Raw genomic sequence first — 15,922 nt, 5'->3', positions numbered from 1 at the left:
TATTTATTATGCTAAAAGATTGCATTTCGATGAGGAAATACTACCTTTGCAATAAGGGCCGGCCTGAATTTTGCTCAGGTCTGGTTTGGATGTTTCTTTCGGGGATGTTCTGTCGTTTTATGAAGATGATGACGGACTATCAGACGAACGAAAGGGAGAAAACAGTTCTGGAAGGAAACGCAAAAATAACTTGATAGTGTTTTCTTATTGGAAAATCTGGACGGATTCTAGGCTATCGAGATTTTAGAGAACTTGAAAACGGGATTGAATGTTATAGACTAAAAAAATAAAAATATGAAAAATCGGATCTCTTTTACAGGCTTGTGCGTACTATTGTGTACTTTTTTATTTTTGTTCTCATGTAGTGAAAAATCGGAATATATGCAGACTATTCCTTCGGATGCCGCCTTTGTCATGGCATTTGATATGAAGTCTTTATCTGAAAAAGGAGATGTTGCCGATTGGATAAAGTCAGAAAAAAACGCATCTCTTTTTAACGCTTTTAGCAGCGGTATGGGTGAAGGAACTGTGAAACTTTGGAAAAAGATACAAGAAGATCCGGAAATCTCAGGACTTTCTTTTACGGATAATTGGGTCTGTTTTGCTGCCGGAGAGACAAATCCTGTACTTTGTATTTTAGCCAAGATTTCCGATGTCGATAAATGGAGAGAAGTTATGAAGGCTATGGAGACCGAAGGTGTTGCGACTCCGATATCGAAGGAGGATAATGTAGAAAGTTCTCTTATCGGTCAGAGAGCCAAATGTCTTTTTGACAAAAACCGGGTGTTGTTGTTAATAGGACAGGATGCGACAGGTATTTTGGAGAGTAAAACGGCGGCCGGATGGTTTACGCAAAAGAGAGAGAACAGTCTTCTGTCGAATGGAGAATTTTCTGCTTTTTTGAAGGAACGAAAAGACGTTAATTATTGGTATCGCATGGGGGCTCTGCCGGTATTTTTCCGTTCGGTATATAGCGCTTATTTGCCGGATGGGATTTTGTTGGGATCACTTTACTCGATCGGGTATTGTGATTTCCAAAAAGGCAAAATCGAAGTAACATCCGGATTGCGTTCTGATGATAAAGATTCGATGAAGAAACTGGAAGAAATTTTTAAGATGGGAGGAAAACAGTCCGGTAAGTTCTTGAAACAAATTCCGGCAAATGCTCTTTATGCTGTCGGCATGAATTTGGATGGGCAAAAGCTGTATAAGTTTCTTTCGGCATTGCCCGGGCTCACCCAGACACAGATGAATGCAATTCAGAGTGAAGATACAAAAAAAATAATAAGTTCTATCGATGGGGATCTGTTGTTATCCGTGATCGGTTTGTCCGGAAATGTTTCCGGATTTATGGGGACTGCAATACCGGATGTGGCTGTTTTTGCTCAAGTAAATGATGATTATGCCGTAGAGTTGATAAAACGTAATTTGGGTATATTGGGAGTAAAAGAGATCGGGAAAAACCGTTATAAACTGAGTATGGGAGAAGCATCGTTATATTTCGGGTTGGAAAATAAAAAGAATTTTTTCATTACGAACAGTACGCAAGTATTCGAGAATATTAGTAACGGTATGCCGGAGTCTATGGCAAACACTCCTTATGCTTCGGCTTTCAATAAGCAGTCTTATAGCGTTATCGTTAATATGAAAGAGGGAATCGATAACCTTATGCCGATGGTTATGGGCTCTTATTCTTCAAGACAGTATGTCCCGTTATTTGAACAATGTCCTTTTACATATTTGGTCAGTTCAGGTAGCGGGGTGAACGGCAATATCGAAATATTCATGTCTGATGACAGTAAGAATGCTTTTGCTTCTATACTTGACTGGGTGACGATGATGGCGTCACAAATGATGTAGTCAGATTTTTATGAAAAAAATTATTTTTAAACAAGTGCTTCCTCATGTCTTTTCGGAGAGTGGGGATGTTCTTGATTCGGAAGTCTGGAAAAAAGACGTAACATTAGAGAGAGGTCAGGTTTATCTGATAGAGGCTGCTTCGGGCACGGGAAAGTCTTCGTTTTGCAGTTATTTATATGGTTATCGGGACGATTATTCCGGGCAGATTTATTTTGACGATCAAGATATAAGGCGGTTGTCTGTGTCCCGGTGGATCGATCTTCGCCGTCATTCGTTAAGCCTTCTTTTTCAAGAGCTTCGACTTTTCCCTGAATTGACGGCTTGGGAGAATGTCATGATAAAGAATAATCTTACCGGTTATAAAAATGATAAGGAGATAGAAGCCTTTTTCGAGCAGCTCGGAATAGCCGATAAGAAAAATTCTTTGCTCGGAAAGATGTCTTTCGGACAGCAGCAACGGGTTGCTTTTATCCGAGCGTTGTGCCAACCGTTCGACTTTATTTTTTTGGATGAGCCGATCAGTCATTTAGATGAGGAGAACGGTCACATTCTCTCTTCTATTTTATTGAAAGAGGCAGAGAATCGGGAGGCCGGTGTAATTGTGACATCCATCGGCAAACATTTGGATATAAGGTATGATAAGGTACTGAGGTTATAGAGGGCGTTGCGGCTGCATGAGTATATAATTAAAAAATGGTTTTGAAATTATGGTGTGGAAACTCTTGAAACGGCATCTGAGCATAGTCCAATTTGTAGGATTCTTTTTGGCAAACCTTTTAGGAATGTTCATTGTACTTCTCAGCATTCAGTTTTATCAAGATGTGAAGCCTCTTTTTTCACAAGAAGACGGTCTTATGAAAAAAGAGTATATGATCTTGTCCAAGCGGGTCAGTACGTTGGGTTCTCTTGTAAAAAAGAGTTCGGGCTTCACTTCGGAAGATGTTGACGAAATTAAGAACCAGCCTTTTGTGAAAAATGTCGGAGCTTTTACTCCGGGACATTTTAATGTATCTGCGGGAGTTTCGATGGCCGGAGGCATGGGGATGAGTACACAGATGTTTTTCGAGTCAGTTCCCGATGCCTATATTGATGTAAAATCTGCCGATTGGCGTTTTGATGAGCGGTCTGATTTTCTTCCGATAATTCTTCCTCGTAATTATTTGAATTTATATAATTTCGGATTTGCCCAATCTCGGAATCTTCCGCAACTTTCCGAAGGGGTGTTGGGTTTGGTCAATGTGGATATTCATATTTCGGGGAATGGAAAAAGCAGATCTTTTAAAGGGAATATCGTTGGTTTTTCCAATCGACTTAATACGATTTTAGTGCCGGACAGATTTATGCAATGGGCAAATGGAGAGTTCGGAAACAGAGAAGTGAAAGATCCTTCTCGCTTGATAGTGGAAGTCGGTAATCCGTCTGACGAGCGAATTGTGACTTTTTTACAAAAGAAGGGTTATGAAACCGAAGGCGGAAATCTGGATGCCGGAAAAGCTACTTATTTTCTCAAGATCGTCACGGGGCTGGTCATTGCAATCGGTCTGTTGATTACGGCATTGTCATTTTTTATTTTGATGCTGAGCATTTATTTGCTGTTGCAGAAGAATACACGGAAATTGCAAAACCTGTTATTGATCGGTTATACTCCTGCACAAATATCCCGTCCTTATAGGATGCTTACGATAATGCTGAATTTGTCGGTTTTTCTTTTTTCGTTGCTTGCCGTGTGGGGAAGTAGGGGATATTATACCGACTTGCTTTCCCGTATGTGGCCCGGATATGAGCCGGGATCGTTTTTGCCGACCGTCTTTATCGGGTGCGCTCTTTTATTGGCCGTATCGTTTTTTAATTGCCGTGCAATATATCGAAAGGTCATGAGCTTGTGGCGGATAAAATAATGATTTCAGGGTGTTCTATTTTGTCGGTTTCAGACCTTTGGAAGCGGCAAAGTCGAGCATGAAGTGAAAAGCGGCATCCCTTTCGTTCGGGATAATACCATCGAGAATAGCGTCTTTGATGGCGCTTTTTATATCTCCGACCTCCCGGCAAGGTGTCAATCCGAAAATATCCATGATCTCTTCACCGCTGATCGGGGGCTGCATATTTCTTATTCGATCTTTTTCCTCTATCTCTTTCAGTTTACCTCGTACCAGTGTGAAATTGTCTAAGAATTTTTTTACTTTTTCTTGATTTTTAGATGTAATATCCGCTTCACAGAGGGTCATGAGCTCCTCTATATCGTTACCGGCGTCGAATAATAGACGCCGAACGGCAGAATCGGTAACTTCTTCTTCGGCCAATACGATAGGACGCATGTGCAAGTCGACCATTTTCTGGACAAATTTCATTTTGTCGTTCAATGGCAGTTTCATGCGCCGGAAAATACCCGGAATCATTTTGTAACCGATAAAATTATGGTTATGAAAAGTCCATCCTGATTTTTTGTCGTACCGTTTTGTTACCGGTTTGGCAATATCATGTAATATAGCGGCCCAGCGTAACCATAAATTATTACTTTTCTTTGCAACATTGTCCAGAACGGTCAGTGTGTGATAGAAATTATCTTTATGCCCCCGACCGTCGATGGTTTCTATTCCTTTGAGCGCATTCAGCTCGGGGAAAATTAAGGGCAATAGTTTCGATTTGTCCAATAATATAAAACCCGTAGAGGGTTTTGAAGATGCTACGATCTTATTTAGCTCATCGATGATTCGTTCTTTTGAAATGATCTCTATACGTTTACGGTTTCGCTCTATTGCAGCGAAAGTTTCTTTTTCGATAGAGAATTCTAATTGGGTGGCGAATCGTATGGCCCGCATCATGCGTAACGGATCGTCACTGAATGTAATATCCGGATCTAAAGGCGTGCGGATAATACCTGCTTTCAGATCTTCCATTCCATTGAACGGATCGATCAACTCTCCGAAATGTTCTTTATTCAAGCAAATCGCTAATGCGTTTATTGTGAAATCCCTACGGTTTTGGTCATCGCAAAGAGTCCCGTCCTCTACGATCGGTTTACGTGAATCGTGGGTATAAGACTCACGGCGAGCTCCGACAAATTCTACTTCGATATCTTTGTACTTGACTTGTGCCGTACCGAAGTTTTTAAATACCGATAGTCGAGCCGACTTTCCCAATTTCTCGGCGAAAGTCGTTGCCAATTCGATACCGCTTCCTACGGTAACGATATCGATATCTTTCGAATCCCTTTCCAGAAAGATATCACGAACATATCCTCCGATAACATAGCAAGGGAGGTTCATCTCGTCTGCGGTCTCGGAAATCTTCGGGAAAATAAAATGGCTCAAATGTTTTTTTTGCAGGGCAATGTCAAGTAGCATCTTTATTAAGAATCTGATTTTCGATTGCAAAAATAGCTATTTTTATCGATCTGCCGAAAAGCCTTCTGATTTATTCTCGTTTGCTCTGATGTCGAGGATATTCGTTGCGACCGAAGAGACAGGGTAAAAGGTCTCTTGTTATTATGAAATTAAGGCTGAGTATTTCTTAATAAATCTTTTTGTTGAAAAATTTAGACGCCTCTAAGCTTCTGTAAACTTATCGGTTATGAGTTGAACTATAGAATTGTCGCTTTATTAAAGGAATTATGAAGGTAAAAATTTTCATTAAACTATTGCAGAATAAAAAAAAGTATCTATCTTTGCAAACGCAAAAGGGAACAGGAGAGTTCCTTATGACAAAAATGGTGCGGTAGTTCAGCTGGTTAGAATACATGCCTGTCACGCATGGGGTCGCGGGTTCGAGTCCCGTCCGCACCGCGCAAGAAAAAGCTCTGATTCTGTAGAGAGTCAGAGTTTTTTTATAATAAAGTTGAATATATTTTTTAGGAGTGGTTATTTGATTTTCTGTTCCTTTTGTGGTAATGGTTTGCAAAACTCTTTGTTGACAACCCTATCTCTCATTAATTTCATATTGGTGAAATTTCTACTTATATTTTGAACAATTTCCAGATAATTGTCCGATCCATTAGCCTTTTGGTAGTAGAGAGGTTTTATAGATATACAATTTTTGTGTTCGAATAATGTGTTAAGTAATGTTCGGTCTGAATTTCCGCAAGAGTGCCCCATGATATATACTTGGTATGGGGTATGTTCGATAAACTCAAGGAGTTTCCGGTAACGGTCAGATTCTAAGTATCGTATTGATTTGATGTTTTTTAAAAAAGTATTATCGTTAAGTTTGAGTAGATCTTTATAATCGTCATCTAATTCATCTCCGTAGCCGAAAATTATACTTTGAGGATGTGTTAGTTCTCCGTGAATGTGATTTATAATGAAATTTGAAGTCGTGCTAGTGTTGATATCTGCAGTTTTTGTATAGTTGAAATTCAAGAGCATTATTTGACTTGGTTTACATTCATTCAGTTTTATATCTTGCGACTCTTTATAAAACTTAGAAGCCCCTTCGATAGAAATGTCTTTTGCATCAAAAGGTTCGGTAATTATATTTTCTATTTCAGGATAAATATTATTGTTATTATTTAATTGATTATTTTGAATTTCGACTAAGTATTCTATTAGCAATGATTTGATGAGTTCTAATTCGCTATTTAATTTTTCAGGAGTATCGTATCCTTGGGGACATTCATTTTGAGCAAATGATCTCAAAATGTTGTAAAATTCGTTTTCTATATCCACCCATCCTTTAGTGTCGATGGACCGACACACTTTTTCCATAAAAGGAGTCTGTTTAACTATATAATAATTAGGTTTATTTTTTATACAATCGATAACATTTTTTCCTTTTGGCGGATTTAAAATTGATATTTCCCTCTGAATAAAATTATTCCATTTAAAAAGCTCGTCTCTTAACGTGAACGAGCACAATTCGTCGGATTCCGTATTTTTGAAGCTTTTTCTTAATGTCTTAAACCATCGTTCCCAATACCAATCGATAAAATCTTTGTATCTGGTCGGAAGTCCGTGTGCTAAATCAAAACCATTGCCTATGAGGATTATTCTGTTCATCATTGTTCACGTTATTATTGCGTTTATTGAATCGGAGGTAGTCCCAGTTCTTCTAAAAAACGATTATGTTTGGCTTTGGCAATCTTAATATCTTCTTCTATTTTTTTAGTTGTTTGTGAACTTCAGCCAAGTTAACGGGGATTTCTTCTTTGGCTATATTTACGTAACGAGATATATTCAGATTATAGTCATTATCAATGATCTCACACATAGAGACAGAACGAGAGTAACGTTCTGTTTCTTTTCTGTATTGGTAAGTTTCTACAATTCCATATCTATTTGAGTCCATGTTTGTCAGCCATTTTTTTGTTTTGGGGGGTATACATTAGTTTTATCTTTGTTTACAAAGATATAAAATGCTGCGTTATATAATAAGTAGAGAATAAGAAAAACTCTTTCTTTTTGTTCGGAATTACTCAAATAATAATTTATTATATTAGCGCTGTTGAGTAGTAAGACAAAAATATACACTCGAAAAAACTCTCTAATATGATCTGTGTAAAATCGGATAGTTTCTAATTTTTTCGATAAGAAATTATATATTCTGAATATTTTCAGACATGTATTCGGTAATGAGTAGGATAATATAGTTAATGTTTTATAATTATCTTTTGGCTTTTCTTAATTAACGGTTACCTTTTAGTTATTATATTTGTAGTATGACAGATAGGTTAGGAGGGCAATGTATTATGAAAAAGTTTATTCTTGTTTTTTTATGGGTAATCGGGGGGATATGCACAGTTTTCTCTCAGGGGATTACGAAAAATGAGGTTGTTGCTATGCGGGACAAAACGGCGAAACCGCGTACGGCTTTGGTTGAAGCTGATGAGAATTTGAAGAATGCGATACAAGAAGAGAATAATCCTTTGATAGCAAAGTATCTGCTCGAATATGTGCATTATCAGTTACTGATTTCACAAGATAGTTTTCCTTCGTTGATACGGTTTGCCGAACATTTGAGGGAGTCTTCTACCGATTCGGTGCAACGTGCTGTGCTCAGCTCTATTGAGGCTCAGATGATCTTTGATTATTATGAGGATACTCGGGGGATATTGGAGAATGGTGTTCCGACAGATGTAGCTCCCGATCTTGCGAAGATCGATGAATGGGATAGAGCAGCTTTTGTAAGAAAGATATCCGATCTGTTGCAGTCTTCCGTCAAACCGGCAGAAATTTTACATAAAACTTCTACTCAGATTTATAAGGAAGCTCTGGATACCGATAAAGATTGGGAAATATTGACCCCAACCATGCTCGACTTTTTGGCGTACCGTGCAATAGATATATATGAGGGATTATTGTCGAATTCGGTGCTTCCTCTTATTCTTGAAGAGCCTTTGTTGAAAGAATTGAATATGCCGGCGGCGGATTTTGTGAACTATCCGTATTTCCCTGAGAAATATCAGTTGAGACATCAGGTAATTGCCGTGTATCAGTTGTTGTTGAGATTTTCCGATCCGGAATCACCTTCTTACCTTATAGCTGATTTGAAACGGTTGGCGTTTTTACAAGATAACAACTCCGGGGTTGAATACCCTCAAAAATTAGAGAATCTGCTGAATGTTTATAAGGATAGTCCTTATTCGGTAGAAATAGCGATAGATTTATTGGATTATTATAGTCGGATATGGAATACATCTCCCGAAACCAAAGCCTATCTGGTAAAGTTATCTGATCGGTTGATTTCCCGTTTCCCGGAATATCCCCGTTTGGATTGTCTTAAATCTGAACGAGATCAATTGACGGCGTATAGCTTCAATCTGAATATGGGTCAGGTTTTATATCCGGGAGAACCGCATACACTCTCTTTTGAGTATAAGAATATCAAGCAACTTTATTTGACGTTGTATCGTACGGAGGGTAATGACAGCATACTGCAATTTGCAGATACTTTGCATTTGAGTGATACGTTGAGTTTGGCAGATCGTACCGGGAAATGTGTTCTTCCGGCACTGAATAACGGAGAGTATTTCTTGAGATTTTTTTCGGAAGAGAAAGCTGATCTTGGAAAAATCGGTTTTTATGTTTCCCGCATCTACGCGGCGACTTTAGCTCCGACAGAAAAAGAAACGCTCGTTATCTTGACTGATTCTAAAAGCGGAAAACCGTTATCCGGGATTCCGGTAAAATTGTTTCGTTCAGATTCTGAGGATTCTTATGTGAATACGGTAAAGGCAGATCGTTTGGGTTTGGTTCGTTTGGGTGAGAAAGATACGGTAATGTATTTTAAACCCGAAATGAAGAATGATGTTTATTATCCGCTTCAGAACTTGAGATACGGATATTGGAACGGTGATGCGGATACGGAACGTGAAATGATTTCTCTCTTTACCGACCGTTCTGTTTATCGTCCCGGACAGACACTTTATTTTTCCGGAATTGATTATCGGGTGGGAGAAAAAGTCGGGACAGTCGTGCCTGACGGACGTTATACAGTCGTTCTTTCGGCTCAAGGTAAAGATATTGCTCGTTGTACGGTTCAAGGCGACTCGTTCGGTTCGTTTACCGGATCTTTCGTGCTTCCCTCGGATATGGTAAACGGATATTGCCGGATTAGGGTAGAAGGACGTAACGAAAGTTTATCTGTACAAGTGTCGGAATATAAAAGACCCACTTTCCGTATTTTATTCGAGCCGGTAAAAGATGCCGTATCTTTAGGGCAGGTGGTCTCGGTTAACGGCAAAGTCATCAGCTTTTCGGGAGTTCCTGTTTCGGGAGCGGATGTTTCTTATACAGTGCAACGTCTTGCGAACAGTTGGTGGAGAAATAAGGGTGAACAGATAGCTCAAGGAGAATTGTTTACGGGAGAAGACGGAGGGTTTACTCTCCGATTTGTTGCTCGGAAAAGCGATAAGGATGTGTTGAAAACCGGAACTTTTTATCGATTCAGGATTGATGTAAATGTAACATCTGCTAATGGTGAAACGCAATCTCAATCTTATTGGGTGACGGTGGGAGAAAGTCCGTTGTCGGTGCAGATGGAAGTTCCCGAAATGATTGACAAGAATGCGCCCAATCCGGTCAAGTTCAGGATAACGAATATGGCAGGGATGCCGGTTTCGGTAAAATGTAAGTATATATTATATTCGATGTATGGTTTGGAAAATCCTATATCGAAGCATGATATTATAAGTGCCGATTCGTTGAAAGTGCGGATGCAGGTAGAAGAAAAGAGTTTCGTGTCGGATAATATTCCTGCTTTGGAAAGTTGGAAAAAATTGCCTTCGGGCATATACCGTCTTGTACTTCAGGTGACGGATACTAATGGAAAATTGGTTATCAGAAATGCCGATTTTGCTTTATATAGTATGCAAGATAAAAAGCCTCCGATAAAAACGTATGAATGGATACCTGAAGATTTGTATCAAGTTTCGGACGGAGAGTCTGTCGATGTCATATACGGGACTTCTATCAAGCAGGCATACGTTTTGTATAATTTATATGATGGATTTCGGTTGGTAGACTCCCGGAGAGTAAAAATATCGGATAAAAATTACCGATTCCCTGTTTTATATAAACCGGAATATGGTGATCGTCTTAAGCTTTTCGTATCTTTTATAAAAGAAGGATGTTCTTATAACTCTGTGATAAATATACATCGGAAAAAGCCGGATATGAAATTGTCGATAACGACTTCTACTTTCCGGGACAGAACAGTTCCGGGCAGTCAAGAGTCTTGGAGCTTTACAGTGAAGGACGCATCGGGGAAACCCGTTTCGGCACGTTTTATGACCGAGATGTTCGATGCTTCTTTAAATGAGATAATGCCTCATGATTGGAGTTTCAGACCGGTATATAATCCGATAGATTATGGCCTGTTTTTGCGGGATATAGGCGGGCGGAATATCTGGAAATCCGAGCAGATAAGCACTTCTTGTTTTCCGCTTTATTTCGGAAGGTTTGTTTATTCAACTATTTACAGAAGAATGACCTCTTTGACTTTTGCGACACAGATGAATACAATGGCAAAAAGTCTGCCCTATATGTCTGTTGAAGATGTAGCAGCTCCTGCTGTCCCGGAGGATGCGGCCGGTTCTGGAAATTTAGAGCAAACACCTGTGCAATATCGGCGGAATTTCAATGAAACGGCATTTTTTTATCCTCAATTGACGACAAATGAGCAGGGAGAAGTGTCTGTTAAATTTACGATTCCCGAAAGCAATACCGAATGGCAATTTCAGGCGTTGGCTTATACGAAAGATCTGAAATATGGTTCGTATAAAAATAATGTGATCTCTCAAAAACAGTTGATGGTAGCCCCGAACATACCTCGTTTTGTGCGTAGAGGAGATGAGGTTTCGATTGCTACATTAATGCAGAATATATCAGATCGTTTGATGAGCGGCAGTTTTACATTCGAGTTGTTCGATCCATATACTGACAAAGTATTGGAACAGAAAAAGCAGGAGTTTATTCTTGAAGCCGGAAAATCAAAATTGGAGAGTGTGGATTTTACAGTTCCTGAGGGGTTGGATGTGTTGGGTATCCGTGTAAACGCGGTGACTCCCGGAGTAAGCGATGGAGAACAGCATATAATTCCGATATTGCCGTCGCGGACGTTGGTGACGGAGGCTGAACCTTTTGTGTTGAAAGGCGGGAAGGAAATAAAAAACATACGGATGCAAGGGCTTTCTGATGATGCAGAGGAAAATTATCGTATGGTATTGGAGTATACGGCTAATCCTCTTTGGTATGTAGTGCAGGCTCTTCCTCAATTAAATGAAGTTTCGGGTACCGACGTTATTAATATTACGGCCGCTTTATATGGCAATACGGTCGCTTCGGTTTTAGCTCGCAATAATCCTGAGATCGTTTCGGCATTACAGACTTGGAAAGTTAAAAATGAGACCGGTTCATCTTTAGTATCTCCTTTGGAGAAAAATGAAGAGTTAAAATCTGTATTGATTTCAGAGACGCCTTGGGCGTTGGATGCACAAAATGAAACGGAACGATTACAATCACTTTCCGGTTTGTTGGATGTTGCCCGTGCTGAGCAGTTGCAAAATAAAGCATTGGAATTGCTTCGTGACTTGCAGAAGCCCGAAGGCGGCTGGGGTTGGATGAAAAAAATGCCGGTTAGTTTCCTGATGACGGTTAATACTTTAGAAGGTTTGTCTCGCTTGACGAAATTAGGCGGAATACAATATGACGAGGTTTCTAAATATATGCAGATGCGGGCGATCAATTATTTGGATAGTTGCATTATTTTGGATCAGGAAAGGAGGAAAGCTAATAAGTCGGGTGTGGTATCTAAATATGGCAAGCTTCTTTATGTATATGTGAGAAGCAGCTATCGGGACATACCGTTGGCGAAAGCGCTGAGCGCTCATAAAGAGATTATCGAGTATATAAAGAGGGAGTGGGTTTCTTTTTCTTTGTACGAAAAAGCTGTTGCCGCAGTATCATTGTATCGTTACGGTTTTACCGCTGAGGCCAAAGAGATATTGGAGTCTTTGCGAGAATATTCTACAACGACAGAGGAGCTGGGTATGTTTTGGCAAAATAATAAGTCGTCTTATGCTTACAGAAATAGTGCAATACAGGTACATACTGCAATAATGAATGCTTTTGCAGAGATAGATCCGAATTCAAAATCTGAGTTGAATGAGATGAAACGTTGGTTGATTATGCAGAAACAGACACAGAATTGGGGATCTGTGCCTTCGACGATAGATGCTGTCAATGCAATATTGAATACCGGAGACTATATGTTGTCAGCATCGAGAAATACGGTAAAAATCACATGGGGGAAAACCGTTTTAAAACCGGAGATTACGGATGGTTTCACCGGATATGAACGGTATGTCCGTCAGGGAGCGGAGATTACTCCTGATTTGGCAAATGTCGAAGTATCGGCCGATCAGAAACAACCTTCATGGGGAGCGTTATACCGACAGTATTTTGCCGATTTTACACAGATACGAAATAAGGCGGTCAAAGGTTTTTCTATCGATAAGCAATTTTTTGTGGAACAAATGTCGGGAAAAGAAAAAGTGTATGAGCCTTTGAATAAAGTAACGCTGAAGAGCGGAGATCAGGTCAATATCCGTTTGATAATAAGGACAGATCGTGATTTGGAATTTGTCCATGTAAAAGATCAACGTCCTGCATGTTTCGAACCGGTCGATCAGTTGTCGCGTTACGAATGTAAAGACGGAGTTTGCTATTATCAGGAAACAAAAGATGCGGTGACGAATCTCTATTTCGATTTTCTTCCGAAAGGTACTTATGTAGTTAGTTATGATGTGTGGGCCGATCGTCCCGGAAGTTATCATAACGGTATTTCTACAATACAGTGTCTGTATGCTCCTCAGTGGGTTGCCAATACAAAAGGGCGTATGATAATCGTGAAGTGAAATTGGTAATCGCATCGGAATCTACGAGAGCCGTTTAGTTTGAGAATCTATATAAATTTTACACGAACAATTTAGAGGCATATAAAAGTCCTGTCGGTAAGAATTCTTACCGGCAGGACTTTTATATATGGCCCGGTTATCGCGATAGTTTGTCTTTTGAAGATGAAATGTTAAAAATGAACATTAAAAATCTCTTTTTCAGTACATGGATTTTGAAAACGTTAACAACCTGCTTACCTTTGTCGATATTATATATGTTTCTTTTTGAAATTTATATGTTTATGTCTGTAACTGATTACTTAAATAAAAAGATATGAACTTGAAAAATTTATTGATTATGGCGGCGATGTCTGTGATGGCGTTCGGATTTGCCGCATGTTCTTCTGATGACGATGATGATAAAGACGGAATGCTTTATGATGATGTAAATTCGGAATATAATGACTATGTCAGTGTTTGCGGAATAAAATGGGCAAGAGGTAACCTTCAGCATTTAGGTGAAGATTGGAAGATTGCCGATCATCAGTGGGAATACTTTAATTATGTCGATGGTAATACCGGGTCGTCTATTTCACAAAGTTCTTCGCAAATGGATCATTTCAATTGGGGAGTATGCGGTGCAAATGCTTTGACTACCAGTTCCAGTGTTTGTGCAAAAAATGTGTCGCAGGATATAAGCGGTAAAATGTTTACCGATGAGGCATGTACGGCCGAGACCTCTGATTTTGCTGCCGCATTATACGGAGATATTGCTTATTGGGCAACACAAGGGGCATGGAGACTGCCGACACAAGCGGAGTTGCAGAAATTGTATAATGAAGCTTCATATCAATATGGATATTATACGACAGAGGATGGTAAAAATGTATATGGATATTTGTTTACTCCTCCGATGAAAAGCGGTCGTGTAGAGAATACTTCAGCACGTCAGATTACCGATGAAGAATTGGTCGGCGGGCTTTTCCTTCCGGCAACGGGGTATCGTATCTATCCGGGATCGACGATTTCTAAAAGCGGAGAAGTCGGCTATTACTGGACATCTCAGTATCGTAGTGCCGGAGATAATGATTATGCCTATTATTTAGAGTTGCAACCGACTCGGATTCGTTGGGCGGGAAATGCCAGCTATTACGGACGGTCGGTACGACCTGTGAAAAATTAGATTGTAGAAGATTCCCATAAAGGAATCCTCAAAGCAAACTTGAATAAAATTTAAAAAAGGTAGCCGTTTCCGATAAATGTCAGGATAACGGCTACCTTTTGGTATTATAACAGCTTTATCGATGGGTTCTCATTCTGTCTTTTGCCATTTCGGCATATTCAGTACCGGGACGTCCGTAATTGCAATATGGGTATATGCTGATCCCGCCTCTCGGTGTAAAAAAACCGGTAACTTCGATGTATTTGGGATTCATAAGTTTGATGAGATCTTTCATAATCAAGTTGACGCAATCTTCATGAAATCCTCCATGATTGCGAAAACTGAATAGGTAAAGCTTCAGACTTTTGCTCTCTACCATTTTTATATCCGGAATATAATCGATCTGTATAGTTGCAAAATCCGGTTGTCCTGTAATAGGACAAAGACTTGTAAATTCAGGACAGTTGAAACGTACCCAATAATCCATCTCCGGGTGTTTATTATTGAATGCTTCCAATACTTCAGGAGCATAATCTTGGGGATATTCTGTCTTTTTTCCTAATAGGCTTAGTGTCGTTTCTTCCATATATAAATATTATACTTCTTTTATTTTTAGTATATTATAAGAAATGTCGGTGTCATATACATCGCTTCCGTCAATTCGTTTGATTAGCTTTACCACTCGTATGGTAACCGGTAAAATAATAGCTTCGTAGGCCGATTTCAGAATTGCTTGAGTTACAATGAGTATCAGCAGCTCGTTAAACGGTACGACTCCGGCGAAAGCCACAGGAAAAAAGATCAAAGAGTCGGCGCTTTCTCCTACCAGTGTCGATACCATTGCCCGAAGCGAAAATCTTTTACCTTTGCTGGCTACTTTCATTTTGCTCATGACGTAAGCATTCAAAAACGATCCGGCCAAAAATGCGATCAAACTGGCTACAGCGATACGAGGAGTTGCGGCAAATACCAAAGAAAAGGCTTCTTGTCCGTTCCAGAACGAAGCCGGAGGCAAAAGTATTGCCAACTGTATAAGCGCTACGGCGAGAAAGTTCATGGCAAATCCTGCCCAAATGATCAACCGGACTTTTTTATAACCCCATACTTCGGCAATACAATCATTTATAATATACGAGATAGGAAATACGATAAGTCCGGCAGTTGCCGTGACAGGACCTAAAGAGATCATTTTCACTTCCAGAATGTTGGAAATGATGAGGCATACACAGAAAAGTATGCTCAACACCATAAAGGGGAGGCTGACTGTTTTTTTCATACATCTTGTTTTTTACGTGGTTTATCAAGCACACGGGAGTGCAAAGGTACGATCTTAAAGAATACTTAATTGTTAAAAATGAAAAAATATTTATGCTTCTGTTTTTCCGAGAGATGGAGCTCTGACAATGTAGAGGTGTGTCATCGCTTTTGAGAGACATTGGCTTATTTTTATAAGATATAGATAATCGGCTTGAGTATATTTTTCTCTATTTTTGTTTCTTATAAATACTATCTCGGATAATGAAGTGATTTAAACTTTTTGTTTTCTTGAAATTTTCTTCAGTAACAAGACCGCA

The 15,922-nt window shown here is 39.5% G+C and carries 11 protein-coding genes and 1 tRNA gene; 7 read left to right on the top strand and 5 right to left on the bottom strand.

The genetic code is table 11. The features are described 5' to 3' along the window. The 4 genes from AC1WHX_RS04860 to AC1WHX_RS04845 all read left to right on the top strand — a co-directional run. The coding region (locus AC1WHX_RS04860) for a hypothetical protein (protein ID WP_481228917.1) at nucleotides 1–194 on the top strand (194 nt) is incomplete at its 5' end. 100 nt (nucleotides 195–294) lie between these two features. Further along, nucleotides 295–1,860, top strand: coding sequence for a DUF4836 family protein (locus AC1WHX_RS04855; protein WP_481228916.1), 1,566 nt, complete (start codon nucleotides 295–297; stop codon nucleotides 1,858–1,860). A gap of 10 nt (nucleotides 1,861–1,870) precedes the next feature. Continuing rightward, nucleotides 1,871–2,518 (top strand): ATP-binding cassette domain-containing protein, encoded by a 648-nt coding sequence (locus AC1WHX_RS04850; RefSeq protein ID WP_195595948.1) that lies wholly within the window; start codon nucleotides 1,871–1,873, stop codon nucleotides 2,516–2,518. Between the two features lie 49 nt (nucleotides 2,519–2,567). Further along, nucleotides 2,568–3,758 carry an FtsX-like permease family protein gene (locus AC1WHX_RS04845; RefSeq protein ID WP_195595947.1) on the top strand — a complete coding sequence of 397 codons (1,191 nt, stop codon included), beginning with the start codon at nucleotides 2,568–2,570 and terminating at the stop codon, nucleotides 3,756–3,758. Between the two features lie 15 nt (nucleotides 3,759–3,773). Here the strand turns inward: AC1WHX_RS04845 and AC1WHX_RS04840 are convergent, their stop codons facing one another. Next, a complete protein-coding gene (locus AC1WHX_RS04840) occupies nucleotides 3,774–5,204 on the bottom strand; it encodes a CCA tRNA nucleotidyltransferase (protein ID WP_302546643.1) in 1,431 nt (476 codons plus the stop codon). Between the two features lie 364 nt (nucleotides 5,205–5,568). Between AC1WHX_RS04840 and AC1WHX_RS04835 the strand changes: the two genes are divergently transcribed. Continuing rightward, nucleotides 5,569–5,642, top strand: a tRNA-Asp gene (locus tag AC1WHX_RS04835). A gap of 75 nt (nucleotides 5,643–5,717) precedes the next feature. On the opposite strand, the gene AC1WHX_RS04830 is transcribed toward AC1WHX_RS04835, so the two are convergent. Both AC1WHX_RS04830 and AC1WHX_RS04825 read right to left on the bottom strand, forming a co-directional pair. Continuing rightward, nucleotides 5,718–6,854: an AbiH family protein gene (locus AC1WHX_RS04830; RefSeq protein WP_302544544.1), complete on the bottom strand. Its 1,137-nt coding sequence runs from the start codon at nucleotides 6,852–6,854 to the stop codon at nucleotides 5,718–5,720. Between the two features lie 94 nt (nucleotides 6,855–6,948). Then, nucleotides 6,949–7,140 carry an N-6 DNA methylase gene (locus AC1WHX_RS04825; RefSeq protein ID WP_302544545.1) on the bottom strand — a complete coding sequence of 64 codons (192 nt, stop codon included), beginning with the start codon at nucleotides 7,138–7,140 and terminating at the stop codon, nucleotides 6,949–6,951. 400 nt (nucleotides 7,141–7,540) lie between these two features. On the opposite strand from AC1WHX_RS04825, the gene AC1WHX_RS04820 reads away from it, so the two are divergent. After that, complete coding sequence (locus AC1WHX_RS04820; RefSeq protein ID WP_481228913.1) at nucleotides 7,541–13,207, top strand: alpha-2-macroglobulin family protein; 5,667 nt, start codon at nucleotides 7,541–7,543, stop codon at nucleotides 13,205–13,207. Between the two features lie 313 nt (nucleotides 13,208–13,520). Then, nucleotides 13,521–14,369 (top strand): hypothetical protein, encoded by an 849-nt coding sequence (locus AC1WHX_RS04815; protein ID WP_302544610.1) that lies wholly within the window; start codon nucleotides 13,521–13,523, stop codon nucleotides 14,367–14,369. Nucleotides 14,370–14,484: 115 nt separating this feature from the next. On the opposite strand, the gene queF is transcribed toward AC1WHX_RS04815, so the two are convergent. Together queF and AC1WHX_RS04805 are read right to left on the bottom strand one after the other, a co-directional pair. Further along, the gene (gene queF / locus AC1WHX_RS04810; RefSeq protein ID WP_009318997.1) at nucleotides 14,485–14,934 is read right to left on the bottom strand and encodes a preQ(1) synthase; all 450 of its coding nucleotides are present in this window, start codon (nucleotides 14,932–14,934) and stop codon (nucleotides 14,485–14,487) included. A gap of 9 nt (nucleotides 14,935–14,943) precedes the next feature. Then, the gene (locus tag AC1WHX_RS04805) at nucleotides 14,944–15,624 is read right to left on the bottom strand and encodes a queuosine precursor transporter (protein ID WP_302544611.1); all 681 of its coding nucleotides are present in this window, start codon (nucleotides 15,622–15,624) and stop codon (nucleotides 14,944–14,946) included. Nucleotides 15,625–15,922 lie beyond the last annotated feature (298 nt).

The organism is Coprobacter sp. (assembly GCF_982436375.1).
This window is presented reverse-complemented; position numbering and strand designations above follow the sequence as displayed.

Excerpts from the sequence above, each read along its gene's own strand:
- AC1WHX_RS04820 (WP_481228913.1), top strand. The coding sequence starts at position 7,541 with ATGAAAAAGTTTATTCTTGTTTTTTTATGGGTAATCGGGGGGATATGC.
- AC1WHX_RS04815 (WP_302544610.1), top strand. The coding sequence starts at position 13,521 with ATGAACTTGAAAAATTTATTGATTATGGCGGCGATGTCTGTGATGGCG.
- AC1WHX_RS04855 (WP_481228916.1), top strand. The coding sequence starts at position 295 with ATGAAAAATCGGATCTCTTTTACAGGCTTGTGCGTACTATTGTGTACT.
- AC1WHX_RS04830 (WP_302544544.1), bottom strand. The coding sequence starts at position 6,854 with ATGATGAACAGAATAATCCTCATAGGCAATGGTTTTGATTTAGCACAC.
- AC1WHX_RS04840 (WP_302546643.1), bottom strand. The coding sequence starts at position 5,204 with ATGCTACTTGACATTGCCCTGCAAAAAAAACATTTGAGCCATTTTATT.
- AC1WHX_RS04850 (WP_195595948.1), top strand. The coding sequence starts at position 1,871 with ATGAAAAAAATTATTTTTAAACAAGTGCTTCCTCATGTCTTTTCGGAG.
- AC1WHX_RS04825 (WP_302544545.1), bottom strand. The coding sequence starts at position 7,140 with ATGGACTCAAATAGATATGGAATTGTAGAAACTTACCAATACAGAAAA.
- AC1WHX_RS04805 (WP_302544611.1), bottom strand. The coding sequence starts at position 15,624 with ATGAAAAAAACAGTCAGCCTCCCCTTTATGGTGTTGAGCATACTTTTC.
- queF (WP_009318997.1), bottom strand. The coding sequence starts at position 14,934 with ATGGAAGAAACGACACTAAGCCTATTAGGAAAAAAGACAGAATATCCC.
- AC1WHX_RS04845 (WP_195595947.1), top strand. The coding sequence starts at position 2,568 with ATGGTGTGGAAACTCTTGAAACGGCATCTGAGCATAGTCCAATTTGTA.